The sequence below is a fragment of the Nostoc sp. ChiQUE02 genome (genome assembly GCF_034531305.2).
Lineage (GTDB): Bacteria > Cyanobacteriota > Cyanobacteriia > Cyanobacteriales > Nostocaceae > Nostoc.
This window is the reverse complement of sequence record NZ_JAVRBN020000006.1, coordinates 36,023-58,595: the sequence shown is the minus strand read 5'-3', so window position 1 is coordinate 58,595 and position 22,573 is coordinate 36,023. Positions and strand designations below refer to the sequence as shown.

The 22,573-nt window shown below is 40.9% G+C and carries 25 protein-coding genes; 15 read left to right on the top strand and 10 right to left on the bottom strand.

Annotated elements, in window-relative coordinates; translation table 11 throughout:
- Positions 1 to 96: 96 nt before the first annotated feature.
- Entirely contained in the window at positions 97 to 996 is a 900-nt protein-coding gene (locus RM347_RS08165; protein ID WP_322720017.1) for an aspartoacylase, read from the bottom strand.
- A 190-nt stretch (positions 997 to 1,186) separates the two neighbouring features.
- On the opposite strand from RM347_RS08165, the gene RM347_RS08160 reads away from it, so the two are divergent.
- Both RM347_RS08160 and RM347_RS08155 read left to right on the top strand, forming a co-directional pair.
- Positions 1,187 to 2,368 (top strand): AGE family epimerase/isomerase, encoded by a 1,182-nt coding sequence (locus RM347_RS08160; protein ID WP_322720018.1) that lies wholly within the window; start codon positions 1,187 to 1,189, stop codon positions 2,366 to 2,368.
- A gap of 38 nt (positions 2,369 to 2,406) precedes the next feature.
- Positions 2,407 to 2,889 carry a cupin domain-containing protein gene (locus RM347_RS08155; RefSeq protein WP_322720019.1) on the top strand — a complete coding sequence of 161 codons (483 nt, stop codon included), beginning with the start codon at positions 2,407 to 2,409 and terminating at the stop codon, positions 2,887 to 2,889.
- Positions 2,890 to 2,935: 46 nt separating this feature from the next.
- Here the strand turns inward: RM347_RS08155 and RM347_RS08150 are convergent, their stop codons facing one another.
- The 3 genes from RM347_RS08150 to RM347_RS08140 all read right to left on the bottom strand — a co-directional run bounded on the left by RM347_RS08150 (position 2,936) and on the right by RM347_RS08140 (position 7,270).
- Complete coding sequence (locus RM347_RS08150) at positions 2,936 to 4,264, bottom strand: ATP-binding protein (protein WP_322720020.1); 1,329 nt, start codon at positions 4,262 to 4,264, stop codon at positions 2,936 to 2,938.
- 96 nt (positions 4,265 to 4,360) lie between these two features.
- The gene (locus RM347_RS08145) at positions 4,361 to 5,650 is read right to left on the bottom strand and encodes a tellurite resistance TerB C-terminal domain-containing protein (RefSeq protein ID WP_322720021.1); all 1,290 of its coding nucleotides are present in this window, start codon (positions 5,648 to 5,650) and stop codon (positions 4,361 to 4,363) included.
- 270 nt (positions 5,651 to 5,920) lie between these two features.
- Positions 5,921 to 7,270, bottom strand: coding sequence for an ATP-binding protein (locus RM347_RS08140; protein ID WP_322720022.1), 1,350 nt, complete (start codon positions 7,268 to 7,270; stop codon positions 5,921 to 5,923).
- A gap of 87 nt (positions 7,271 to 7,357) precedes the next feature.
- Between RM347_RS08140 and RM347_RS08135 the strand changes: the two genes are divergently transcribed.
- Positions 7,358 to 7,678 (top strand): TMEM14 family protein, encoded by a 321-nt coding sequence (locus RM347_RS08135; protein WP_322720023.1) that lies wholly within the window; start codon positions 7,358 to 7,360, stop codon positions 7,676 to 7,678.
- A 222-nt stretch (positions 7,679 to 7,900) separates the two neighbouring features.
- Here RM347_RS08135 and RM347_RS08130 read toward each other — a convergent pair whose 3' ends face one another.
- Positions 7,901 to 8,047, bottom strand: a complete 147-nt coding sequence (locus tag RM347_RS08130) for a hypothetical protein (protein WP_322720024.1) — start codon at positions 8,045 to 8,047, stop codon at positions 7,901 to 7,903.
- Positions 8,048 to 8,691: 644 nt separating this feature from the next.
- Between RM347_RS08130 and RM347_RS08125 the strand changes: the two genes are divergently transcribed.
- Positions 8,692 to 9,951: an aminoglycoside phosphotransferase family protein gene (locus RM347_RS08125; protein ID WP_322720025.1), complete on the top strand. Its 1,260-nt coding sequence runs from the start codon at positions 8,692 to 8,694 to the stop codon at positions 9,949 to 9,951.
- Positions 9,952 to 10,052: 101 nt separating this feature from the next.
- Positions 10,053 to 11,141 (top strand): T3SS effector HopA1 family protein, encoded by a 1,089-nt coding sequence (locus RM347_RS08120; RefSeq protein WP_322720026.1) that lies wholly within the window; start codon positions 10,053 to 10,055, stop codon positions 11,139 to 11,141.
- 107 nt (positions 11,142 to 11,248) lie between these two features.
- Here RM347_RS08120 and xth read toward each other — a convergent pair whose 3' ends face one another.
- Positions 11,249 to 12,031, bottom strand: a complete 783-nt coding sequence (xth, locus tag RM347_RS08115) for an exodeoxyribonuclease III (RefSeq protein WP_322720027.1) — start codon at positions 12,029 to 12,031, stop codon at positions 11,249 to 11,251.
- A 455-nt stretch (positions 12,032 to 12,486) separates the two neighbouring features.
- On the opposite strand from xth, the gene RM347_RS08110 reads away from it, so the two are divergent.
- The 5 genes from RM347_RS08110 (at position 12,487) to RM347_RS08090 (ending at position 15,706) form a co-directional block, all read left to right on the top strand.
- Positions 12,487 to 13,557, top strand: a complete 1,071-nt coding sequence (locus RM347_RS08110; RefSeq protein WP_322720028.1) for a glycosyltransferase family 4 protein — start codon at positions 12,487 to 12,489, stop codon at positions 13,555 to 13,557.
- A gap of 56 nt (positions 13,558 to 13,613) precedes the next feature.
- Positions 13,614 to 13,799 carry a hypothetical protein gene (locus RM347_RS08105; RefSeq protein ID WP_181931823.1) on the top strand — a complete coding sequence of 62 codons (186 nt, stop codon included), beginning with the start codon at positions 13,614 to 13,616 and terminating at the stop codon, positions 13,797 to 13,799.
- A 115-nt stretch (positions 13,800 to 13,914) separates the two neighbouring features.
- Positions 13,915 to 14,937, top strand: a complete 1,023-nt coding sequence (locus RM347_RS08100) for a zinc-dependent alcohol dehydrogenase (protein WP_322720064.1) — start codon at positions 13,915 to 13,917, stop codon at positions 14,935 to 14,937.
- A 33-nt stretch (positions 14,938 to 14,970) separates the two neighbouring features.
- Positions 14,971 to 15,270, top strand: coding sequence for a hypothetical protein (locus RM347_RS08095; protein ID WP_322720029.1), 300 nt, complete (start codon positions 14,971 to 14,973; stop codon positions 15,268 to 15,270).
- Positions 15,260 to 15,706: an HNH endonuclease gene (locus RM347_RS08090; protein WP_322720030.1), complete on the top strand. Its 447-nt coding sequence runs from the start codon at positions 15,260 to 15,262 to the stop codon at positions 15,704 to 15,706. The genes RM347_RS08095 and RM347_RS08090 overlap by 11 nt, the downstream gene beginning before the upstream one ends.
- 18 nt (positions 15,707 to 15,724) lie before the next feature.
- Here RM347_RS08090 and RM347_RS08085 read toward each other — a convergent pair whose 3' ends face one another.
- On the bottom strand, positions 15,725 to 16,312 hold the full coding sequence (locus tag RM347_RS08085; protein WP_322720032.1) for a hypothetical protein: 588 nt from the start codon (positions 16,310 to 16,312) through the stop codon (positions 15,725 to 15,727).
- A gap of 36 nt (positions 16,313 to 16,348) precedes the next feature.
- Positions 16,349 to 16,609 carry a ribbon-helix-helix domain-containing protein gene (locus RM347_RS08080; protein WP_322720034.1) on the bottom strand — a complete coding sequence of 87 codons (261 nt, stop codon included), beginning with the start codon at positions 16,607 to 16,609 and terminating at the stop codon, positions 16,349 to 16,351.
- A gap of 158 nt (positions 16,610 to 16,767) precedes the next feature.
- Between RM347_RS08080 and RM347_RS08075 the strand changes: the two genes are divergently transcribed.
- On the top strand, positions 16,768 to 17,379 hold the full coding sequence (locus tag RM347_RS08075) for a hypothetical protein (protein ID WP_322720065.1): 612 nt from the start codon (positions 16,768 to 16,770) through the stop codon (positions 17,377 to 17,379).
- 73 nt (positions 17,380 to 17,452) lie between these two features.
- Here RM347_RS08075 and RM347_RS08070 read toward each other — a convergent pair whose 3' ends face one another.
- Positions 17,453 to 17,821: a Dethiobiotin synthetase gene (locus RM347_RS08070; protein WP_322720035.1), complete on the bottom strand. Its 369-nt coding sequence runs from the start codon at positions 17,819 to 17,821 to the stop codon at positions 17,453 to 17,455.
- A gap of 210 nt (positions 17,822 to 18,031) precedes the next feature.
- On the opposite strand from RM347_RS08070, the gene RM347_RS08065 reads away from it, so the two are divergent.
- The 4 genes from RM347_RS08065 (at position 18,032) to RM347_RS08050 (ending at position 22,033) form a co-directional block, all read left to right on the top strand.
- Entirely contained in the window at positions 18,032 to 18,268 is a 237-nt protein-coding gene (locus RM347_RS08065) for a hypothetical protein (protein WP_322720036.1), read from the top strand.
- A gap of 752 nt (positions 18,269 to 19,020) precedes the next feature.
- The gene (gene psaC / locus RM347_RS08060; protein WP_012411495.1) at positions 19,021 to 19,266 is read left to right on the top strand and encodes a photosystem I iron-sulfur center protein PsaC; all 246 of its coding nucleotides are present in this window, start codon (positions 19,021 to 19,023) and stop codon (positions 19,264 to 19,266) included.
- A gap of 390 nt (positions 19,267 to 19,656) precedes the next feature.
- Complete coding sequence (gene glmS / locus RM347_RS08055; RefSeq protein ID WP_322720037.1) at positions 19,657 to 21,537, top strand: glutamine--fructose-6-phosphate transaminase (isomerizing); 1,881 nt, start codon at positions 19,657 to 19,659, stop codon at positions 21,535 to 21,537.
- A 259-nt stretch (positions 21,538 to 21,796) separates the two neighbouring features.
- Positions 21,797 to 22,033 (top strand): hypothetical protein, encoded by a 237-nt coding sequence (locus tag RM347_RS08050; protein ID WP_322720038.1) that lies wholly within the window; start codon positions 21,797 to 21,799, stop codon positions 22,031 to 22,033.
- Here RM347_RS08050 and RM347_RS08045 read toward each other — a convergent pair.
- The gene (locus tag RM347_RS08045; protein ID WP_322720039.1) at positions 22,011 to 22,553 is read right to left on the bottom strand and encodes an ImmA/IrrE family metallo-endopeptidase; all 543 of its coding nucleotides are present in this window, start codon (positions 22,551 to 22,553) and stop codon (positions 22,011 to 22,013) included. The two genes, RM347_RS08050 and RM347_RS08045, sit on opposite strands and share 23 nt — an antisense overlap.
- Between the last annotated feature and the right edge of the window lie 20 nt (positions 22,554 to 22,573).

Sequence of the window (22,573 nt, the reverse complement as noted above, 5' to 3'; positions counted from 1 at the left end):
TGGTTGATCTTTGCCTGTACTTGCAGATTTGAGCGAAGCATTGCTTGATTTTACTAACTTGGTTGATTTGTAATCTTGGTTAAAAGGGCGAATAAATTAAACTACCTCTTGGTACTTTTGGCTTAGATACATCGCAATTCCTTTCTCGTAGTAAGCTGCTTCATTAATAAAAATAGGATAGACAGTAGACTCTCCCTCATATAAAATATCTTTTCCTTCAAAAGTCATAAACATTGGATCGCCTGGATTCAGAGGTTCATAATCTCTAAACTGAAGCTGGGGGTGAATCATGGCTTGAATTTCCCCGCGTAGGTGCAGCCCGTCGTAGGCATCGCTTCTAGGATAATCGATAGTCTCAATGTATTTATAGAGTGTAAGCGGGCTGTTTGTCTGCGGAATATTACTTTGGTTGCACCCTTCAAAATAGTCTAAAATTCCATAGATAAGCTGCTCTGTTTGCTGAAATAATTCAGCGTTTAAAATATTCTGAGCCACAGCACCAACTTCTATAACAAAACCCAATTCACACAAAGAACGGAGAAAACCACCTTCTTTAGATTGTTGATTAATAAAAACCTTTACCATCGGATTAATAGAAGTTAAATAAGCACCTAACCGAAGTAATAAAGGATGCATATCACAAAAAATCAGACTTAACCCCATGTTGGCAGTTGTGCTGTGCAAATCAACAATTACATCCACAAAGGGCTGATTTTGTGGTTGTAGTATTTGTTGAATTGCTTTTGCCCGCGTATCTTCATAACTTGAGAGTTGGGGATTTTGTAAACCTTGATTAGTGAAGCAACGATTTAAATCCTTATCAATGTATCGTTTGCCCTCTTCAATAGCTTTAAGATTGCCAAGTAATGCCAGAGTTTCAAAACTTGATTTATTGATTAAATTAGGATATTGCTGAAACTTTTTGACTAAATGTACTCCTGTTAACTCATTACCGTGGTTTCCTCCAACGATCGCAACTCGTTTAATCTGACTCATAACAACCTCACTGTCTCCCCGACGGTTATTGAGAATAGTGCAAGATACAAGATAGAAGTATAACTTCTGCTGACTAAATCTTGTAAAAGACTGACGCGATGTCTACGACGGGCTACACCTACGCTCCATGTTCGAGCCAAAATGTGATAACTGTTAAGCTGTTGGTTTGAGCACAAAAGGGGAGGAATTTATGGAGCAGGACTTTCAAGCAATCGCTGAACTTTACAAAAACGCTCTCCTTAACGACGTACTCCCATTTTGGGAAAAATATTCTCTCGACTGGGAGCAAGGCGGCTATTTCACCTGCCTCGATCGCGAGGGTAAAATTTATGATAGAGACAAATTCATCTGGCTGCAAAACCGCCAGGTGTGGACTTTTTCCATGCTTTACAACCAGCTAGAAAAGCGCGAAAACTGGCTAAAAATTGCCAGCAATGGTGCTAATTTTCTCGCCCAACACGGCAGAGATAGTGATGGTAACTGGTACTTTGCTCTCACCCGTGAAGGAAAACCATTAGTTCAACCTTACAACATCTTTTCTGATTGCTTTGCAGCGATGGCATTTAGTCAATATGCACTCGCTGGCGGCGAAGAATGGGCAAAGGATGTGGCAATGCAGGCTTATAACAATGTGTTACGCCGCAAGGACAACCCAAAGGGCAAATATAATAAAACCTATCCCGATACACGCGCGATGAAATCATTGGCTGTACCGATGATTTTAGCCAACCTGACTCTAGAAATGGAATGGCTGCTACCAAAGGAAACACTAGAGAATGTCCTAGCTGAGACTGTCCGGGAAGTGATGACCGATTTTCTCGACCAAGAACGGGGGCTAATGTACGAAAATGTTGCCCCTGACGGTTCCCACATAGATTGTTTTGAGGGACGCTTAATTAATCCAGGTCACGGCATCGAAGCTATGTGGTTCATTATGGACATCGCGCGTCGCCAAAACGATACCAAAACTATTAACCAAGCCGTTGATGTGGTGCTAAATATCCTGAATTTTGCTTGGGATAGCGAGTATGGCGGATTGTATTACTTTATGGATGCAGATGGTCATCCCCCACAACAATTGGAATGGGATCAAAAGCTGTGGTGGGTTCACGTAGAGTCTTTGGTTGCATTAGCGATGGGCTATCGCCTGAGTGGGCGTGAGGTATGTTGGGAATGGTATCAAAAGATGCACGATTACGCCTGGTCACATTTTGCTGATTCAGAGTACGGTGAGTGGTTTGGCTACCTGAATCGGCGTGGAGAAGTATTGTTGAACCTTAAAGGTGGCAAATGGAAAGGATGTTTTCACGTACCGCGTGCATTGTACCTTTGTTGGCAGCAATTTGAGGCGATCGCTCTAAACACACAATGATTTAATTAAAGGTATTGCCCAAATAAAAAAATTTTAATATGAGAAAACTGTCTCTGATTCTCCCCTTAGCTATCCTAGCTTTTGGCAGTGTAGTTGTTAAGAGCCAAGAAATCTCCTCACCCAATACTTACACTCAATCTGTTACCCGTGAAGTTTTAGCGAGTGGTTATCCTACTCAAGATAAAAAACAGATTCTTGAGCTTGTACGCTATACCATCGCACCAAGAGCAAAACTCCCTACTCATACTCATCCGGGAATGCAGATTGAACGAGTAGAGGTGGGAAGTTTAACTTATACTGTTGTGCAAGGAGAAGCTAAAGTAACGAAAGCTAACGGCACAGAATTGATTCTTCAAAAAGATAAAACTATACAGCTTACAGTGGGAGATTCTTTAGTTGAATCTGCCGGAATGGTTCATTATGGAGAAAACCAAACAAACAAGCCGATTATTCTGTTGTCTGCTTCTCTATTTAATGCTAATCAACCCAAAGCTATTTTAACCAATCCTGAAAACAGATGAATTTTTCAATCTGCTTGTTCTTCTGGCTCAGTGTCTTCATTATTAATTACAAACTAAATTCTGCTGCACTATCCTCATCCACATCTGCATCTTTACCCATAGCAGTAGGTTTAAATTTAGAGCCATGAATTAATTCACTAAACACAATTCGTGGATTTTGGTGAAGAATATTCAGCACACTCATAAAATCTCGCACAATTTCCCCTGGTGTAAGTAATGCTTCTGCACCTAAGCGATTAATAATTTCTTGCACAAACTCCTTCAACTCACGATTGGTCAAAGTCTGTTCATACCCAAAATTGAGTGCATGAATCTCAGCTAAACGTTGTAGAAGCGTCAAAATTTCTGCTTCACTCAACGGATTCAGGCGAATCACTGGCCCTAAATGTTCCTGAACATTAGCTTGTGTGACAAAACGGCTTTCTTTTGTGCGTCTTTGCCAAGCTTGGTCTGCAAAAAGTCCTCGTTTGGGGTCTTCTAAAAATTTAGTTGTTCCACCAACGACAATGCCAAGATGTTCTGCTTTACACTGCATGGTGTCATTAAACATTGCGAGGAGTCGATTATAATTTTTTTCCCGCGTAACTGTGGTAGATATTTGATATAAATGTACGGCTTCATCAACTAAAATTAACAGTCCTTTATAGCCAATTTCAGCTACAAATTTCGCGAATAGTTTTATATAGTCATACCAACTATCATCATCAATAATGACACGCACTCCTAAAGCTGCTTTCGCCTCAACTTTAGTAGTAAATTCTCCCCGCAACCAGCGCATCGCCGCATTTTTTAAATTATCATCATCCAATCGATAGCCACGCCAATAAGCGATAATAACACTACCAAAATCAAAACCGTGAACTAAGTCTTCAATATACTGAACTACTTCTCTAATTTTTGATTCAACTTGGTCATCAAAACCATCGTCATTTGGACGCATTTCAGTTTCTTTAACCACTTCTTGTTGAATTTTATTAATCCATCCTTCTAAAATCGAGACTAAAGCACCACCATCAGGACGAGTTTTTGTAGCTAGGTGGCTCATTAATTCTCGATAGGTGGCTACACCTTCATTGTTGCTTCCTGCTAATCGGCGTTCCGGGGATAAATCTGCATCAGCTACTACAAAACCTTGCTCCATAGCACGGTTGCGAATTAGTTGCAGTAAAAAACTTTTCCCGGAACCGTAGTTTCCAATTATGAAACGAAACGCTGCTACACCTTCTGCAATATCATCGAGATTTTGTAATAGGCTTTTTAGTTCTTTTTCTCGACCTACTGCGATATATTCAACTCCCACTCTTGGTACTACCCCCGCACCAAGGGAATTGATTAAAGCAGTGGAGATTTTTTTCGAGATTTTGAGCTTTGCCATGTATTACACTTCACTTTATTCTAAACGCATAAGCACGCAGCAAGTAAGTAAAGTACATATTCACCTTACTACTAATCTGACGACGGCAATAATAATTTAATTTGACGAAGCATGTCTAGCCATGAGACTTTCATGCATTGCAATCATTTTTTTGACATGGGTAATATGCTCAGGGTATACTTCTAGACTTTCCAAATCTGTATTAATTATTAATTCACCAATAGTATCATTTGCCCGTTCATTTATAGAATCGATTAATAGATTCGGCATAGTGATGTTTGCTTCGGCAATTTTTTTAATAGCAGCCTGGGAGTTATCTTGTTCGACTATAGCTTTTAATACTTGTAGCTCGTATCCTGGAAGATTTTCTAAAAAATTAGTCCATTCTTCAGGTATATTCTCTAATATCTTAACTTCCGAATCGTCTGTGACTGTTGTAGTTTCCATTATTTCAGAAAAAGGAAACAATTCAGTATCATCTTCTTTGGAATTCTCAGCCAAAGGTTCTAGATTGAATGTTTCTAGTTGTTGGAGTAATTCCCATACTTGATTTTGTAATGAGTCTCGTTCTTCTTGCAATAATGAAATTTGTCCTTGCAACTGCTGTAATTCGGCTTTTTGTTCTGCAAGTTGAGTTTGTGAAGAATTCAGGATAGCTTGAATATTTTCTTTTTCGGTTTTTGTCGCTACCAACAATTGATTTTTTTGGGTTGTCTCAACTTCTAGTTCTTGAATTGCAATTCGTAATTCGTATAGTTTTTCTTCTAATTGGGGTTTGAGTCTGCCTAAAAGAGTTAAATTGCTTTCAACTTCTTGTTTTTCGTGCTGGAGTTCGGAAATTTGACTTTGCAAATGGGTGATTTCAGTACGAGATACATTACAATTCGACTCTAGACGGCGCTTCTCTGCTGTGAGGACAGAAAAAGCATTGTTTAATTCTGCTTGATTTTTCTGCAAGTTGTTAATTTCGGTTTGCAGGCTACTGATTTCGGTTTCTAACTGCTTTTTTTGCCCTGCAAATGTTCTTAATTCTCGATGTAGACTATCCCTTTGATTACGGCTTTCTGTTACTTGATTTTGCAGTTGTTGTGACTCAGCATATAGTAAATTATGATGTTCTTCGATTTGATTGATTTCTCTGACAACACGAGCCTTCAATCCCTCCATATCTTTAATTCGCTTGCGGAGAGAACCTAAAACAAACATTTCATAATTTCTGCGTCGCTTATCTACGAATAATGCTGCTGCATAGATAGTAACGGCAGTAATTATACCTGTAAGAAAGGCTTTATTAAAATCCCAGTTTGGGACAAGGCTAAGACCAAAACTTACACTAAAGGCAACTATGCCTAAGATAAATCGATTGCTGATCATTACTGATTGCATATTGCTATTTTTTAGCGTTGTTAGATTATCAGAATAAGTAGCTCTCATACATACTAATTTGTAATTCGTAATTCGTAATTTAAAAAACACATCCACAGAAAATACTTAATATAAGTGATTTCTAGTCTGTTTTTCTGTTCTGGGAAACAAGACATTTCTAGCAACTTTGGGATCATAGTCTTTCTAAAATCTCTAGTTTTTAGTTACTGGTGTATAACATTGTTCTGTAAGTAACAAAAAAGTGCAATAATCAATGAAATAATTTTAATGCTAGGTGTTGGATGTATTGTTATTTGCATGAAAAAGTGTTAAATCTGCTTTTAAAAAATCAACAAACTGCCGGGCTGTACGTCCAGAACGACCATTGTGGCGAGTTGCCCATTGTAATGCTTGAAATTCTAAGTCTTCTTGGGTAATATTAATTTCAGCTTGTGCCGCTAGATGTTGTACAATCTTCAAATAAGTTTTCTGGTTGGCTGGTTCAAAGGTCAAGGTTAAACCAAAGCGATCGCTAAACGAAAGTTTCTCTTGCATCGTATCCCAGGCATGAATTTCCTCGTTATCCTTAGGGGCAGGTCTATCCACAAAAAACTCCCGAATTAAGTGGCGACGATTGGAAGTAGCGTAAACAACTACATTTTGAGGCCGCGCGGTTAAATTACCTTCTAAAACCACCTTGAGGGCTTTGAAAGCATCATCATCTTCTTCAAAAGAAAGATCGTCGACAAAGATGATAAATTTTTGTGACAATCCCCGTAAATGTTCCACAATTTCTGGTAAGTCTTTTAAATCAGATTTTGACACTTCCAACAAGCGGAGGCTGCGATTACCATATTCATTCAACAAAGATTTCACCAAAGAAGATTTGCCAGAACCTCGACTACCGTAAAGTAATACGTGGAGTGCCATCTCTCCTGCTAATAAAAACTCTGTATTTTTCAGCAAAGCATCTCTTTGAGACTCGTAACCTACAAGCGCACTCAGCTTAACTGGGTCAGAATACCGAATACCGATAAACTGTCCAGCTTGCCAACGCAAAGCGCGATATTCTGCAAATAAACCAGAGCCATATTGCCGATAATAAGCTGCTAACTCTTTTACAGCATCACCCCAATTATCTAACTCGTGTAGATATGTAGCGAACTTTGTCTCTACTCCTACCAATTCTTGCTCTTTATACCACACTACTGGTGAAATCGGCATGTGAGCGACGCCTTGTATCCACTCACTCAAAGAAGCGCAGCTACATTCATGAAGACTTTGCAATACTTGTAAATCATGCTGGACTGCCGCTACTAAAGCCGGGGGCAAATCCTCAAATTCTCGCACTTGAGCAAGCCTTGTAAAAGGATTCTCAGAGAAGAGAAGTTGAGTAATTAAATAGTCTTCCCAGTTTTGATTTTTAGCAGCTAAAGCGTGGAAGTAACTGCCGTAAGCTTGGAGACAACTCCGTGCATCGGCGTCAGTGTAACGTATAGCTTGCAATAGTTCCAGAAATGCCATCCCCACTTCGCCTTGCAGAACAGACTGGTACAGTAAAAGTGACGCTGCTTGGCGCTGGAGATGTTGAACCTTTGTATATGAGGAAGTACTTGCCATTGGCATCGCTTGATTATCCATCAATCAATTGTGTGGTATAGCTAAATAGCTATGGTAAATTGTCTGCTGACCCTGGCAGTAAAGTCAAAATCTACAGATGTTTTAACAATGAATTTAGGTATAATTGCTGCTTTTGCCTACGGCATATTAGCGATTGTTGGTGGCATTATTGGCTACATTCAGGCTACAAGTAAGGTTTCACTCCTAAGTGGTAGCATTAGCGGTTTATTACTAATACTTGCCGCTTACTTTCAACTCCAAGGGCAAACCTGGGGTTTGATTCTAGCAGTGTTAGTTACTGCTGTTTTAGTCGTAGTTTTCGCATTTCGATTGGTAAAAACACGCAAGTTTATGCCTGCGGGATTAATGACGATTTTGGGTCTGCTAGCATTGGCGGTGATGGTGAATCAAATTGTGGCTTTAAGGTAGCATTAGTATCCAAGCAATAACCACCCTCCTGTTTTGTTGGCATGGCATGACCTCCTTGCCTTAAGTTACGTTAGTACATTTATATTACTATGACTTGTTACCCTTGCCTGATAACTTTCAGGATTCTCAGTGAGTTATGGCGATATAAATCACCGCACCACAACGGAACTGTAGATTATCTCTTAGACTTTCGAGCTTATATCCATCTAGTGAGTTCAGCCGTTATGTCTCTTCAGAAAAATTATTGGAGTTGAGTTGTAAGGTTTTCTGTGGAGCGATCGCATTTACATTGGTAATTATGTACTTGACAAAAGTGCAGTTCCATAAGATGCACTCATGTAGCCTTTGTTTGCGATCGCCTATAGTCATCTACAATTTATAGGTGACCAAATGACGTAATAACAAGGCTTCAAGGCATTAATTATCAAAATTCCAGAAAAATATAATGACTAACCGCCGAAAAAGTCCGGTTTTTTTGGCTTTGTGATGATAAATAAAAGTAATAGCGTTGAATGTCATGCTTCGTACAGCGAAGGATTACTGAAATTCTTCACTGCTTTCAGGATGACTACTGAACATCTAACAATATCTGCCGCCAATCAGTTTTTTGCTGGGGATGCTTCTTTGCTACAAAAAAGGAGATGGAGCTATATCAAAAGGCTCTACCACAACACTTACTTTAGATGTATCTAAGTAACTATGCTGATAAAGTGTAAAGATGTCACGGTATCTTGGAGCAAATTTTAAAAGAATTGTAAAGGACTTGGTGCCATTTTGGCAGGTTTTTACCCCCGAAATGAGATATTAGTAGATTGTACAAATCTTTATTGTTATTCACAACATTAGTGCAAGTGGCGGAAATAACTATCCAGTTGAAAAAGGCTAAAAAATCGGCGAAACAAGCAGTATTCCTTCAGCCTTCTTGCACTAGTTACTATCTACTGAAAGCTGTTAAGACCAAGCAAATTTGACACAGATAAGTTTAAGTAATTTAATGAAGTAGGAAATAATACATGGTATTATCACTGTCTTCTCATAACGTTATCCAGTATCTGCAAGACGCGGGTCTGTGTAGCTCAGAAGATGGCGCATCAGACATATCTGAGTTGCCAGGAAGTAGTAAGAACAATGTCAATTTACTAGTGACTTTAGCAGATAATCGCAAACTGCTCCTGAAACAAGAACGTAACGTTAACAACAATGACGCCGCGCCTCATGAATTGTTTCAGGAGTGGCTATTTCACCAGTTGCTCCAGCAGTTTCCAGTTCTAGGCAATATTTCAGCGATGCCTACGGCGGTAAACCACGCACCATTGGTGGTGCATTTTGACGAAGAAAATTCTATTCTCGTCTGTAACTACCTGAGTGAGTATTTAGAGCTTGCGACATTCTACCACAACAATGAGATTTTTCCACAAGAAATTGCTTCTGCGATCGGTACTACTTTAGCGGGACTACATCGAGCAACCTTCAACCGCCGAGAATATCGGGACTTTATGGCAACTGCTCCTCAAGGAGAGTTTCGTTATGGCTTTTACAATCCGGCGCAAGGGGTAGGGTCAATTGGGCCAGAGATTTTTGGAACGGTTCCGACAGATGCGCTGAAATTCTATCTACTCTACCAGCAATCAGAGAGTTTGGAGTCAGCGATCGCTGATTTGGCATACAACTGGAATCCTTGCTGCTTGACTCACAACGACCTGAAATTGAACAACATTTTGGTTCATTCCAGGTGGGAGCAACTAGACAATTGCCTAGTACGACTAATTGACTGGGAAGCTTGTTCTTGGGGAGACCCAGCCTTTGATTTAGGAACTTTACTGGCAAGCTACTTAGGAATTTGGCTCAAGAGCCTCGTAGTAGACCCCACCATTGAGTTAGAAGAATCTCTAAATTTGGCGTTGATACCGTTAGAAATTTTACAACCTTCAATTATTGCCCTAATTAGAGCTTATGTGGATGCTTTTCCTATGATTTTGGAATATCGCAGTGACTTTATTTTGCGCGTTATCCAGTTTGCGGGGCTGGCACTGATTCATCAAATTCAGGATATGATTACGTGCCGAAAATACTTTAATAATGCTGATATTTCTATGCTCCAAGTAGCTAAAAGTTTACTTACTATGCCGCAGCAAGCTGTACTGACCATTTTCGGGATATCAGAGTCAGAAATCCTGAATCCTGTGGCAAAAATCCATAAATTTCCTCAGCCTGTAAAGGAGCAGCAGTTACTTCGTATTTATTACGAAAAAACTCGGCTTCGTGGTTGTTAGTAATAGGGAGTAGAACAATTTGAAGAAGAACACACAATTCTGAATTCTGTATTCTGACTCCTGAATTCTATTTTATTAAAGTTTGAATTCTGAATGGATTAATGCTAAATTACTCTATCAATCAACCGCTAACTTCTCTATTTGACATTGCTAAGAATATCCAGATTGAGTCAAATTTTTGTATTTACCATCCCAATTATCAACCCTTTGCTCTGCCGACTAAAATAGCCGACAGATTTCAGCAAAACTCGGCTGATTTGCAACAGAAGTATCTCACTCTACTGCTGCGAAATTTTCTCTATGGGATCTATTACAATGGCTCTCTGCAAACTACTTTAGCAGTAAATAATGATAGTACTAATCGTTCGCCAAAGCATAATTTAGCAGATAATTCCATTTTGGAGATTGATTGGGACTTTTACGAGCAACTGCACGCGAGTAATCACGGCATAGGTTACTTTGACCCTCGATGGCAGGTGTTGCGGAAAGAACCTGATGGAACCATGGCGGTGACTAAAGGCGGTTTAACACTTTATGTTGAGCCAGACTGCCATCTAGAATCCAGTAAAAAATCTACCAAAGTGGGTGACATGGTAGCAATCTGGATGCCTAAAAATCGACTGCAAAACGGCTGTTACTTAGCAGTTAGCAATGTCGGACAGGAACGCCAGAGCAACCCCGATGCTGATTTAGGAGCAGGGCGAATTTACTTTAACTTTACGCCATCTGGTGCAATCGCTCTCATGGAAAGCTTGACACTGCAATTGAACGCAGCTTCAATTCCCTTTAGCTTTCAGGTTCTCCACAATCCCTGTGCATACGGACGTTATGATTCAGGGCTACTTTACTTTGAACTCCCCGACTATCCAGCAATCCGCACAATCCTTCAGGCTATTTATCCAGAGAATCAATTTCATTTCCAGCCCGAAATTCCCTTGTTTACCAAATTTTTAGCACCAGGGTTAGGTTTAGCTGAGGAACCAACCCAAAAATTTGCGGCACAAGAAAGTTTTGGGATGAACCGTTGCCAAATCGTCGCTAATGCTTTGTTAGAAGCTTGGCAAAAAGGTAAGAATGCGATGGAGGAACGGATGAGAACCATTGACCAACACTTTGCACGGCACCTAATAGATTTGCAGCGTCCTTATCTCAATCCCAGTTCTGAGGATATATACAAGCCTTTAAATTGATGGAGAGTGGGAAAAGAGGCAGGGGAGCAGGGAGCAGGGAGCAGAGGAGAAGAATTTACCCTTTTGCACCCCGTCCCTCTGACTCTTTTCAATGCCCAATTCCCAATTTAAAATTCCACAATTACCGGTGTATGGTCGCTGGGTTGGGTTAATTTTCTGGGTGCGACATCGATGATGCAACTTTTAGCACGCTCATACAAGATAGGTGTGAGATAGTGATGGTCAATCCGCCAACCTAAGTTGCGACGGAAGGCCGCGGCGCGATAATCCCACCAGCTATAGTTTCCGCCTTCTGTATTGAATTTGCGAAAAGCATCGGCAAATCCCAGCTTGAGAATATCCCGTAAGGCTTGGCGCTCTGCTTCTGTTGCCATAATGTGATTTTCTGTACTCACTTGCTCGTGAATATCCTTATCTTCCAGGGCGATATTGAAGTCTCCGCACACACAAATTGCGGGTTGTGATAGCACGAGCAATCGCAAATACTCGTGTAGCGCTGTCAACCAGCGCATTTTATATTCGTATTTCTCAGTTCCTACTGCTGCGCCATTGGGAACATATAAGTTCACAATCCGAACACCATCAATTACACCTGTAATTACTCGCTTTTGCTCATCCCATTCGTGGTGTAAATCTGGCAAAATCGCCCTAAACCCGCTACTTACATCTAAAAGTGGTTGGCGGCTAATCAGGGCTACGCCGTTATAGGATTTTTGCCCCGACATATAAAGGTTATAGCCTAATTGCTCAAAAGGCGATCGCGGAAATTCAGCATCCACAACTTTGGTTTCTTGCAAGCAGAGAACATCAACGGGATTCAGGGTTAACCAATCGATAACCTGTTCAAGGCGAGTGCGAATTGAGTTGACGTTCCAAGTAGCGATTTTCATTAGTTATCAGAATTTTTTGAAAATTAATAATTACAAATTATGTAATTATTGTACAATTACTTAATATTTATAATTTCTGTTTTATTTCCCAATTGCGTTTAAACGAAGCTTCAATGACTTGATCCCATTCAATATTTTAGTATTTTCAGCTACAAAATATTCAATTTTGTAAGTTCTGCTACAAAATATTCTACTTCATTATGATCCTCAAGACAGATGTAACAAGTAATTGATTTGCTATAGGTTAGAGATATAGCTCAGGGTTGACTTTTACCGATAGTCAGTTCGATTTGTCGGTAAAAGATTTGCGGTACGGTTAACCGTTATTGCGCTTTTGGTAGGCTGTTAAGTTAATTTAAATGTCAAAAGAGTAAGTAAAAATGCTCTTTACTCATAGAATAATGATGCAACTCATTATATTGAGGACAATTTCATAGACTGAACCAAAAAAACTTATGAAAATCGCTCAAGTTGCCCCCTTATGGGAAAGAGTTCCACCTCCTAATTACGGAGGAATAGAACTGGTAGTGAGTCGCTTGACTGATGAACTTGTTCGTCGTGGTCATGAGGTAACTTTATTTGCCTCTGGTGATTCTCAAACTTTGGCTCATTTAGAAGCAGTTTATCCGCGTGCATTGCGCTTAGACCCAAATGTTAAAGAGTATGCAGTGTACGAAATGCTAGAACTGAGCCAAGTTTACCAAGATGCTGCCAAATTCGATATTATCCATTCTCATGTAGGGATTTCGGCACTAGCTTTAGCGAGTTTGATAACAGCAACTTCTACAGTGCACACCCTGCACAGTAATTTTACAACGGACAACCGTCACGCATTTAGCTACCACCAAAAGCAACCTTATGTCAGCATTAGTAACTCGCAGCGTCAAATCGATCTCAATTATATTGGCACGGTTTATAACGGAATTGAGCTAGCAGATTACCCATTTGTTGCCCAACCGTCAGAACCTCCATATTTGGTATTTTTAGGTCGTTTTTCGCCAGAGAAAGGGCCGCAACATGCGATCGCTATTGCTAAACAGACTGGTTGGCGCTTGAAGATGGCAGGAAAGGTTGATTTAGCAGACTCTAAGTTTTTTGAACAAGAGATTGCCCCCCTCATAGATGGTCAGCAAATAGAATATCTCGGCGAAATTAACCACGTCGAAAAGACTGAACTTTTGGGCAATGCTGCTATAACTCTTTTCCCGATTAACTGGCAAGAACCTTTTGGCTTAGTAATGATTGAATCAATGGCAACTGGTACTCCAGTGATTGCCATGAATTTAGGCTCCGTACCTGAAGTGATTGCTCATGGTAAAACAGGTTTTATCTGCAATAGTTATGCAGAAATGGCGGCAATGATTCCACCAGCTTTGGAACTCAATCGTCAAACCTGTCGAAAATATGTAGAAAACAAGTTTAGTGTTAGCCAAATGGTTAACGGATATGAAGCTGTTTACAGACAAATTATTAAAGACCGCATAGAATCGAATGGCCGCATTCATGCAGCTAACATTCAGTTTTAATCAACTGCTTTTTTTACTTAGCTTAAAACAACAATTTTTTTAAGGAGGACATTGGTATGAGTACGAGAGCCAACACCTGCCCATGCTGCGGTGGTTCCCTCCTGCGTCATGCTCGTCATGGTGAACTATATTGGTTTTGCCTGTCGTGCCGACAAGAAGTACCGCTGTTAACTGTTACTCGTTTGCCTAATGTGGAAACCCGGAACACCGGAGTGGTTCCGCAGCCAGCAGTTAATACCTAGTTTTCGCCATTTTAAATTAATAAAAGCTGACTAGAAATCAAGACTGATTTGTTTAAACCTATCAACTAGCTTCAACTGGTAAAATCGGATGGAGCTAATTGATAGGTTTAAAGTTTTGTTAGCAGCGTTACTTCATGGGCAAGAAGATTTACGCCTAGAGCAAGTTCCTGACCCCACTCCGAGGGCTGGCGAAGTTGTGATCCAAGTGGGGGCAGCAACAACTTGTGGTACAGATTTGAAAGTCTGGCGGCGTGGTGGTCATGCCAAAATGCTGATACCACCGACGCTGTTTGGTCATGAAGGTGCTGGGCGAATTGTTGCCTTGGGTGCAGGGGTTACAAATTGGCAAGTGGGCGATCGCGTCGTCGCTAATAATTCCGCTCCATGCATGAAGTGCTTTTTTTGTCAACGTCAAGAGTATTCGTTATGCCCAAATTTGACATGGAATAATGGTACCTTTGCCCAATACCTGAAAATTCCCGCACCGATAGTAGAGCATAATTTATTGCAGATTCCCGATGAGTTGTCGTGGGAATTGGCAGCCATGACGGAACCTTTAGCTTGTGTGTTGCATGGTATAGCCCGTTCTAATATTAAACCCAAAGATAAAGTAGTCGTCTTAGGAGATGGGGCGATCGGGCTGATGTTTGTGGCGGCGTTGAGTGAGAAAGCTGAAGTTTTGCTGTGGGGAGGTAATAACCACAGGCTAGAAATTGGTGAGAAATTGGGTGCAGCCCAAACCTTTAATTATCATCAAATCCCGGATATTCCCAGTATGGTGAAAGAACTTACCCAAGGATGGGGCGCAGATGTAGTAATTGAAGCAACTGGTGTACCAAGTGTTTGGGAAACTGCGATCGCCTGCGCCCGTCCTGGTGCAACAGTCAACTTATTTGGTGGATGTCCACGGGATACCAGCATTACCGTCAACACAGAACAGCTACACTATAGCGAACTTACCCTGAAAGGCGTGTTTCACAATACACCAGAGTATGTGCGATCGGCTTTATCATTGATAGCGAGTCGCAAAATTCCCTTTGAGTTACTTATTAGTGAACAGCGACCATTAAAAGATTTAGAACAGGTGTTTTCTGAAATGAAGGCACGTAAAGTAATTAAGGTGGCGATGATTCCTTAGTATTTTGGCAGCCAATTCACAGGGCACACTACAATGACTAGATATAGCACCACAGACTTAGGCTCAAGTACTATGACTCCTCAAGTCATTACCCCAGTATTGATGATTGAACCCTCGTCATGGCTCCGCTCTGGCATCACTATCGAGAAAGTTGATAATGTTAACCTTGCTAAGTTCACAGATGAGTTACATACTCGTCTAGAAGAATTGCTTGAGAAACGAAAAGCTGGATTGCTGACTCCTGAAGAAGAAGCCGAATATGCTGGAATTGCTGAACTGGAGCGCATTCTAACTTTTGTTAACGCTAAACTGATTGCCAGTCGTGGGTGTTAAAGATGGCACTCGGCAATTTGTGCGCGAAAGAGCTAAATATCTGTGTGAATATTGCCACTCTCCAGAACGCTCCAGTTCAGATCGCTTCACAATCGATCATCTTGTTCCACAATCATTAGGTGGCTCAGATGAAGCTGACAATTTAGCTCTAGCTTGTCGTCGCTGTAATGAGCGTCGTTACAACTTCACAACTGGCGTTGAGCCTCAAACTCAGCAAGAAGTCGCCTTATTCAATCCTCGTCAGCAACGGTGGGTAGATCACTTCATCTGGACAGGCGATGGACTAAAGATCATTGGCAAAAGTGCTACAGGTCGAGCAACTTGTCATCGACTAGATATCAATGATGAATTTCACAACCAAGGATTTATCCAAGAATCTAGGCAGTTATGGATACAAGGAGGGTGGCACCCACCTGTAGACGATCCTCGTCTTTGATGCCTGAACTAGCGATGTCTATAGCTGCCAACATCGTGCAACAAGAATAAGACAACGATCTCCTATAAAAAGGTATGGCGCAAAACCACAATTCGAGTCATTATCATCTTCCATCTTGTAAAAGATAATCTCGTCTCCTAAGCAAGGTTGCACAGACTTGAGCCATATATTAAGTGCTTCCTCTTCTGACTCATCTGGACGGAATGTATCTTGCATCCAAATTGCAAAATCAAGCGCCTCAAGCACCTCAGCGGCATCTTGCATATCTTCCTCAGTCCACCATTCAGGTAATTGGGAATAATCATAGTCATTTGGATAAAAATTTCGGCAAAGTGTCAATAAATCAATAATTTCAATTTCTGTAGTCTCTTCGTCACAATCAAACAGGGTAAAGTCTTCAGGTTTTGTAAAAACTCGAATATCAACCACTCCGTGGTTCCAGGTTTTTCTGCCACCTAGCATTAAATCTAGAGAATTTTGCATTGCTGCATCAAAACCAAAGTTTGGAATTATGTATGTATTGCCAATTTCGATAGCCTCATTCGCGTAGGATTTAGTAGCTTCACCATGCTGTTGAATTAGTTTTTCCAATTCTTCAGGACACATATCTACAACTTACATAAATGCGGAACTCTGACAGACCTAAGACTCTTTTGCTTGCTTCAACTGTGTTAAAAGCTGATTCACAAAAGTTTCACTATCAATTCCTTCTCCCCTTTCAAGTGATGCTATCCCTTCATCAATTTTGGTGCGAGTTTCTTCGAGCCATGCTTCGTGAGAAAGAGTCTCTTTTGCTAAAAGGCGTAATGCAATTTGAATTACTTCATCAACACTGTTAAATTTACCTGTTGCTAGCAAAACTTGAATTATTTGTTCTTGCTCTGGGCTGAACGTAATACTCATAATGATTCCATTGTTGGCTTTTTCTATGATAAAGCGTTGATAAGTAAGATCCCTGATGCCTTAAGTTGGGTTGACGCTTGAAATAATCTTGCTAAAAAACGGGAAGACTATGATTACTCCCTAATGGGGAAATTTCTATGAAAATCCTGAACAGCAAAATGCTCAAAAAATCTCTACTTAACCTTTTAATTTTGCCTTTTTCTCTAGTACCCTGGCTTGGCGTAGGAACGCTTTTTGATTCCCAAGCTAATGCTTTACCAGGGCAAAGTACAGAGGAAGTAGGCACCTGGATTAAAGCACATCCCACACTCCGCCCCAGGAGTGGGGAAAAATTATTTGTGCAAAAGACTGATACTGCTGCCCAACGATTCACTTTTCAAGCATCGGTATTGCCTCCGGGTAGGGTGGAGTTTTCTAAAGACCGAGGCACAATTCGGACTGAGCGCATTGCTATGTATGATGCTATTAACGGCATGACATTTGCGCGTCTTCAAGAATCCTTGCGGGTGATTTATGGCTTGGAGATTTATCAAGACTACGATCGCGCCGAAGTCGTGTATCAATATCCCAACCAAAAGATGGTTAATTCAGCACGTCTAGCCAAAACTCCGATTCGGGAAGCCTTGAAGGGAGAATTACGAGTAGGCGATCGCTATGTATATTGGGTGGAAATTGCCCAACCCAAGACTGGAAAAGCTTTTACTGGTCAAATGACGATTTTGCTCAAAACTGACCTAGACAAGTTAGAAAGTGAACTGCAAATTCGTTAATGGGTATTGGTTATTGCCCTTGTTTCCCTCATACCATCATCACTTCTCATTGAAAGATTACTAAATCGGTATTCTACAACTTCCCCAACTCCATAGGAGCTAGGGTTTGCCATGTACCCGAAAAGATACTTTCAGATGCTAAGGAAATTCTTAGTAAATCTTCTTTCAGTAGTGGCGGCCAATCAACCCCGGCTTTACGCCCTGCGCCAAATAGCTGTTGCGCCTTAATGCTTAACTGATAAAGGGCCAAAGCCAGTTCTCGGTCTAGGCTCTTTGCATCTTTGAGGGCTTCAAACACCACTTTCAATGCCAACAAAATCGAAGTGATCTGACCGGGTACCGGTGGTTTACCCTGTTTCATACGCGTTAACAGCGCATCTGGGTTTTCCTCGGTTGTGATTGTCTGATCTATGAGGAGTTTCCGAGCTGTTTCGTAATTCATGTAGCCAGTTTAGCGTACATTCTGCTTCAGCAGTAATACTTAATTAAAAAGTCATAAAACTAGCTTCTAGTTATTTATCGCAATCTCATTTGATTTGTGAAAAGATAGGCTTGGGGAAAATGATGGGGAATTTGCGATGCTCTAGGTTAACCAGATAGACTGAAATATAATATCTTTGAAAAATACACCTTCCTAGGAATCATAAGCAAAATGATATCACCGAATTTACTAGAAATTGAGCGCTCCGTCCGTGCCTTGTCCGTAGAAGAACAACTTTGGCTGTTAGAAAGTATTGCTAGACAAATCCGAGAAAGTGAGTATCTAAAAAATAAATTGGCTGATGCCAACAATCCGGAAAAACAAGCAGAAGTGATGGATTTTGAGCCAAAAATTCAAACAGAAATTGCTGATATAAACGATGAGTTTGCCATTTCTGAAATCCTCTGATATGTAAAAGTAAAAATTATGAGAACGCCAAACTTAAAAACTAAAATATACAAGTTAGCGGTGAGCGATCGCTTAAAATTACTGACTGCGATCGCCTAACTCATATCTGCGAATCATCGCGCTAAAAATAGCTGCGATCGCAGTCTCTAAATTGCTCGTTTACGTAGTAAAAGCAGGGTTAATCAGTAGTAGAGACAACTTTCTATGTCACCTAGATAGCCGAAGTTCTTCTGTTTCCACGGGGAAGTTGCGATCGCAAAATTAGATTATTAGACATCTTCAGAAATTAATTATGCCTTGCCCTAAATCCTTCGTATACACAATTCATGAATTGTGCTTACCCACGTTATTTTCACTCCTATATCTATATACCCATAAAATTAATTTGGCATTTTTGATTAACAGTTAACATTTCGTTATAAATTAGCTCTATTTGACGGTAGATAGTTGCCAACCTATAAATACCATAGATAACTTCCCCATTTACATCTAGTCTTGTAGATTGACTTTTGTTTCATTTATCTTTACGATTTCACCCTGTTATGGTATACCACTGGGGTAAATACGCTCATATGATGTTGCTATTAATAGGTCAATAGGGACAATCTCGCAAAAACAAATATCAAGGGTGCTTATTACATTGTTTGAAGTTATGTAGCCTTTTGATTACGGCCTATCAAGCACTGCGGTAGACTATGCGTTGATTATGATTCTTTCGCAGAGAAGAACACTCGAAAGGAGCCGTTTTTTCAATGTCTCATACCGTAAAAATCTACGATACCTGCATTGGCTGCACCCAATGCGTCCGCGCTTGCCCGACTGATGTACTGGAGATGGTTCCTTGGGATGGCTGTAAAGCTGCTCAAATTGCCTCCTCACCCCGTACAGAAGACTGCGTGGGCTGTAAGCGTTGCGAAACCGCCTGTCCTACCGACTTTTTGAGCATCCGGGTTTACCTGGGCGCTGAAACAACTCGCAGTATGGGTCTAGCCTACTAAAAAGCTCGTGCCGAGTGCTGAGTGCTGAGACAGAAAAAAGTAAATCAAAAAAACAATTTCTTGATTCTTCACTCAGAACTCGGAACTCGGAACTCAAGACTTTTAAGTGTCTCAATAGCAAGCACCTTTAGCATCGTAGAGTGGACACTGCCCGCCTTACGAAATCTTAATTTTAGATTGGGGATACAATCTCTGGGTATCTAAATCCTAGAACCGTATTTGTACTGTCAGATTAAAAGCTGACAGGGAATCGGCTATCAAAGCCCAAAATCCATAACAATACCTAGTGGTAGAGGGAGTAAATTACTCCCTTTTTTTCTTTGCAAAACGTCGAGTTTGTGGTAAACACTATACTGGATTTAATCATCCTGAAAAAAAGTGGTGTGAGCAATGTGCGGAATTGTTGGATATATAGGCACTCAAGCGGCGACAGACATTTTACTGGCTGGGCTGGAAAAACTAGAGTACAGGGGCTACGATTCTGCTGGAATCGCCACAATTTGGGAAGGTGAGGTAAATTGTGTGCGGGCGAAGGGCAAACTCCATAACCTGCGTTCTAAACTGGAACAAATAGAAACCCCTGCCCAAATTGGTATTGGGCATACACGCTGGGCAACTCATGGTAAACCAGAAGAGTATAACGCCCATCCCCATCTGGATACGGCAAAGCGAGTGGCAGTAGTGCAAAATGGCATTATCGAAAACTACCGCGAGTTACGTGAGGAACTCAAAGCAAAAGGACACGAATTTCGCTCTGAAACCGATACCGAAGTCATTCCCCATCTCATCGCCGAATTTTCAAAGAATCTTCCCCCCTCATCTTCCTCATCTCCCTTCCTAGAGGCAATTCGTCAAGCTGTTAATCACTTGCGCGGGGCGTTTGCACTTGCAGTTATTTCTGCTGACTACCCCGATGAATTGATTGTTGTCCGCCAACAAGCACCTTTGGTAATTGGTTTTGGACAAGGGGAGTTCTTTTGTGCATCTGATACGCCTGCGATCGTTGCCTACACCCGTGCGGTGCTACCTCTGGAAAATGGCGAAATTGCCCGTCTCACACCTTTGGGCGTTGAGATTTACAATTTTGCTGGCGACAGGTTGAAAAAACAACCCCGGTTGCTCAACTTCAATCCTGCAATGGTAGAAAAGCAGGGATTCAAACACTTCATGCTCAAAGAAATCCATGAGCAACCAGGGGTAGTAAGAGCTAGTTTAGACGCTTACTTTAATCCAGATAAATCCACCGAATCGCCAATCAATCTTGGTTTACCTGCGGATTTATACAACGATTTAGAACAAATTCAGATCCTCGCCTGTGGTACTAGTTGGCACGCAGCATTAATCGGAAAATATTTACTCGAACAACTAGCAGGAATTTCAACTCAGGTGCATTACGCTTCTGAGTATCGTTATGCACCATCACCCGTAACGGCTAACACCTTGATCATTGGCGTTACCCAATCAGGTGAAACCGCCGATACCTTAGCAGCTTTAGCTATGGAGAAAGAACGTCGCCAGGGGAAAGAACCCAAATATCAAGCGCGACTATTAGGCATTACGAATCGCCCCGAAAGTAGCCTTGGTCATCTCGTACCGCATGTTATCAGTACCCTAGCGGGAATTGAAATTGGAGTAGCAGCGACAAAAACTTTTACTGCCCAACTGATGGCGTTTTATGCATTGGCATTGGATTTAGCAGCTCGTCGTCAGACAGTTTCAAAAGATACTTTAGATAAAATTATTAACGGGTTGCGACAGATTCCCAAAGAAATTGAGGCAACTTTGGAAAGTCAGGAACGTTTAACTGAACAGCTAGCCCATGAATTCGCCGAAACCCAAGATTTCATTTTTATAGGAAGAGGAATCAACTTCCCCATTGCTTTGGAAGGGGCGTTGAAATTAAAAGAAATTAGCTACATTCACGCTGAAGGGTATCCGGCTGGAGAGATGAAACATGGCCCGATCGCACTTTTAGATGCGAAAGTACCAGTAGTTGCGATCGCAATACCTGGTAGTGTTTACGAAAAAGTTATTTCTAATGCCCAAGAAGCCAAAGCCAGAGATTCTCGGTTAATTGGCGTGACTCCCGTCAAGGATGGCGAAGCTGCGGAAATCTTTAACGATCTTCTTCCCGTCTCTCATGTAGAAGAATTACTTTCTCCGATTCTGACAGTAGTTCCTTTGCAATTATTGGCTTATCATATTGCCGCCCGTCGCGGTTTGGATGTCGATCAGCCTCGTAACCTTGCTAAAAGTGTTACCGTAGAATAGTATAATTCTATACTTCAAAATTGAGTTAAAATGGTTTCTGAAGAGCTTATATGGCTTACAGAAGCCATTTTTATGGCAATGATTATAAGTATAATATATTTATTAATACTTAAGTAAGTATTCGCTGGATTTGCAGTAAAGGGTAAAGTTATCCAAATGCGATCGCAGAAACTCTAATGTATTAATGTATATTTATACTACATACAAGCTTGTAAGAATTTGATCCATAACATCAAAGTTAATTAAATCTATCAATATTATGAGTGAAATCCATCTACGTCAAATTAAGGCTTACCTTCAAAAAACATTTAATGGTTTGATTGACGTGTCAGATTATCAAAACAAATCTGAAACAGACAGAGAGTTGATTTTCTTAACAAGAAGTTTAGCCGCATTTACATTGATGGTTTTAGCCGATATTTCTCCTCAAGAAGCATCAAAATCAATAAAGGGCAAAATTTTTTATACAACATTTATCCAATATTTACTCCAGTGACGTTGCTACGGAATCGCACCATTTCCTCACTTGCATTAAAATGCACTGTTATTTCCGTCTGTGTCATTTGGCGTTGAACCGCCCAGAGTAGACCCCGCCGAGGAATCTGAAGGCATCCACCCAAATAAGTCGCCTCATCTTCATCGCTCTGTCGGCGCAGAGGAAGCCCAGTATTTGGATCAAAGTGGACAATTTTATGTCTTAATAGCAGGTGTCCAAACTCGTGCATCAGGTTTGACTCACGTCGCGCGGGGCTATGGCGTGGATTGTTGACAATCCAGAGTGGGTTTTGATGAATAATTCCTGCTGACCATTGGTCGCTATTGAGCAATACCGCTACTACACAAGGGTCTAAGCTGGGAATCTGTTCAGGCGTCAAAATTTTTGCATTCAGTTGAGCCGCCAGCATATCTGCTAGTAATGGGTTAAATGCCCGTAAATTTAATAAACTACGTTGCTCGGTGGCAATCCCTTCACACTTTTGCCTAAACTCAGTTGGTAATTTCTCTGTTAGTGTCATGATTCTTTTTAATCCGGCTG

Bases quoted from the DNA above. Each gene is read 5' to 3' on its own strand.
- RM347_RS08165 (WP_322720017.1), bottom strand. From the start codon at position 996: ATGAGTCAGATTAAACGAGTTGCGATCGTTGGAGGAAACCACGGTAAT.
- RM347_RS08160 (WP_322720018.1), top strand. From the start codon at position 1,187: ATGGAGCAGGACTTTCAAGCAATCGCTGAACTTTACAAAAACGCTCTC.
- RM347_RS08155 (WP_322720019.1), top strand. From the start codon at position 2,407: ATGAGAAAACTGTCTCTGATTCTCCCCTTAGCTATCCTAGCTTTTGGC.
- RM347_RS08150 (WP_322720020.1), bottom strand. From the start codon at position 4,264: ATGGCAAAGCTCAAAATCTCGAAAAAAATCTCCACTGCTTTAATCAAT.
- RM347_RS08145 (WP_322720021.1), bottom strand. From the start codon at position 5,650: ATGCAATCAGTAATGATCAGCAATCGATTTATCTTAGGCATAGTTGCC.
- RM347_RS08140 (WP_322720022.1), bottom strand. From the start codon at position 7,270: ATGGATAATCAAGCGATGCCAATGGCAAGTACTTCCTCATATACAAAG.
- RM347_RS08135 (WP_322720023.1), top strand. From the start codon at position 7,358: ATGAATTTAGGTATAATTGCTGCTTTTGCCTACGGCATATTAGCGATT.
- RM347_RS08130 (WP_322720024.1), bottom strand. From the start codon at position 8,047: ATGACTATAGGCGATCGCAAACAAAGGCTACATGAGTGCATCTTATGG.
- RM347_RS08125 (WP_322720025.1), top strand. From the start codon at position 8,692: ATGGTATTATCACTGTCTTCTCATAACGTTATCCAGTATCTGCAAGAC.
- RM347_RS08120 (WP_322720026.1), top strand. From the start codon at position 10,053: ATGCTAAATTACTCTATCAATCAACCGCTAACTTCTCTATTTGACATT.
- xth (WP_322720027.1), bottom strand. From the start codon at position 12,031: ATGAAAATCGCTACTTGGAACGTCAACTCAATTCGCACTCGCCTTGAA.
- RM347_RS08110 (WP_322720028.1), top strand. From the start codon at position 12,487: ATGAAAATCGCTCAAGTTGCCCCCTTATGGGAAAGAGTTCCACCTCCT.
- RM347_RS08105 (WP_181931823.1), top strand. From the start codon at position 13,614: ATGAGTACGAGAGCCAACACCTGCCCATGCTGCGGTGGTTCCCTCCTG.
- RM347_RS08095 (WP_322720029.1), top strand. From the start codon at position 14,971: ATGACTAGATATAGCACCACAGACTTAGGCTCAAGTACTATGACTCCT.
- RM347_RS08085 (WP_322720032.1), bottom strand. From the start codon at position 16,312: ATGTGTCCTGAAGAATTGGAAAAACTAATTCAACAGCATGGTGAAGCT.
- RM347_RS08080 (WP_322720034.1), bottom strand. From the start codon at position 16,609: ATGAGTATTACGTTCAGCCCAGAGCAAGAACAAATAATTCAAGTTTTG.
- RM347_RS08075 (WP_322720065.1), top strand. From the start codon at position 16,768: ATGCTCAAAAAATCTCTACTTAACCTTTTAATTTTGCCTTTTTCTCTA.
- RM347_RS08070 (WP_322720035.1), bottom strand. From the start codon at position 17,821: ATGAATTACGAAACAGCTCGGAAACTCCTCATAGATCAGACAATCACA.
- RM347_RS08065 (WP_322720036.1), top strand. From the start codon at position 18,032: ATGATATCACCGAATTTACTAGAAATTGAGCGCTCCGTCCGTGCCTTG.
- psaC (WP_012411495.1), top strand. From the start codon at position 19,021: ATGTCTCATACCGTAAAAATCTACGATACCTGCATTGGCTGCACCCAA.
- glmS (WP_322720037.1), top strand. From the start codon at position 19,657: ATGTGCGGAATTGTTGGATATATAGGCACTCAAGCGGCGACAGACATT.
- RM347_RS08050 (WP_322720038.1), top strand. From the start codon at position 21,797: ATGAGTGAAATCCATCTACGTCAAATTAAGGCTTACCTTCAAAAAACA.
- RM347_RS08045 (WP_322720039.1), bottom strand. From the start codon at position 22,553: ATGACACTAACAGAGAAATTACCAACTGAGTTTAGGCAAAAGTGTGAA.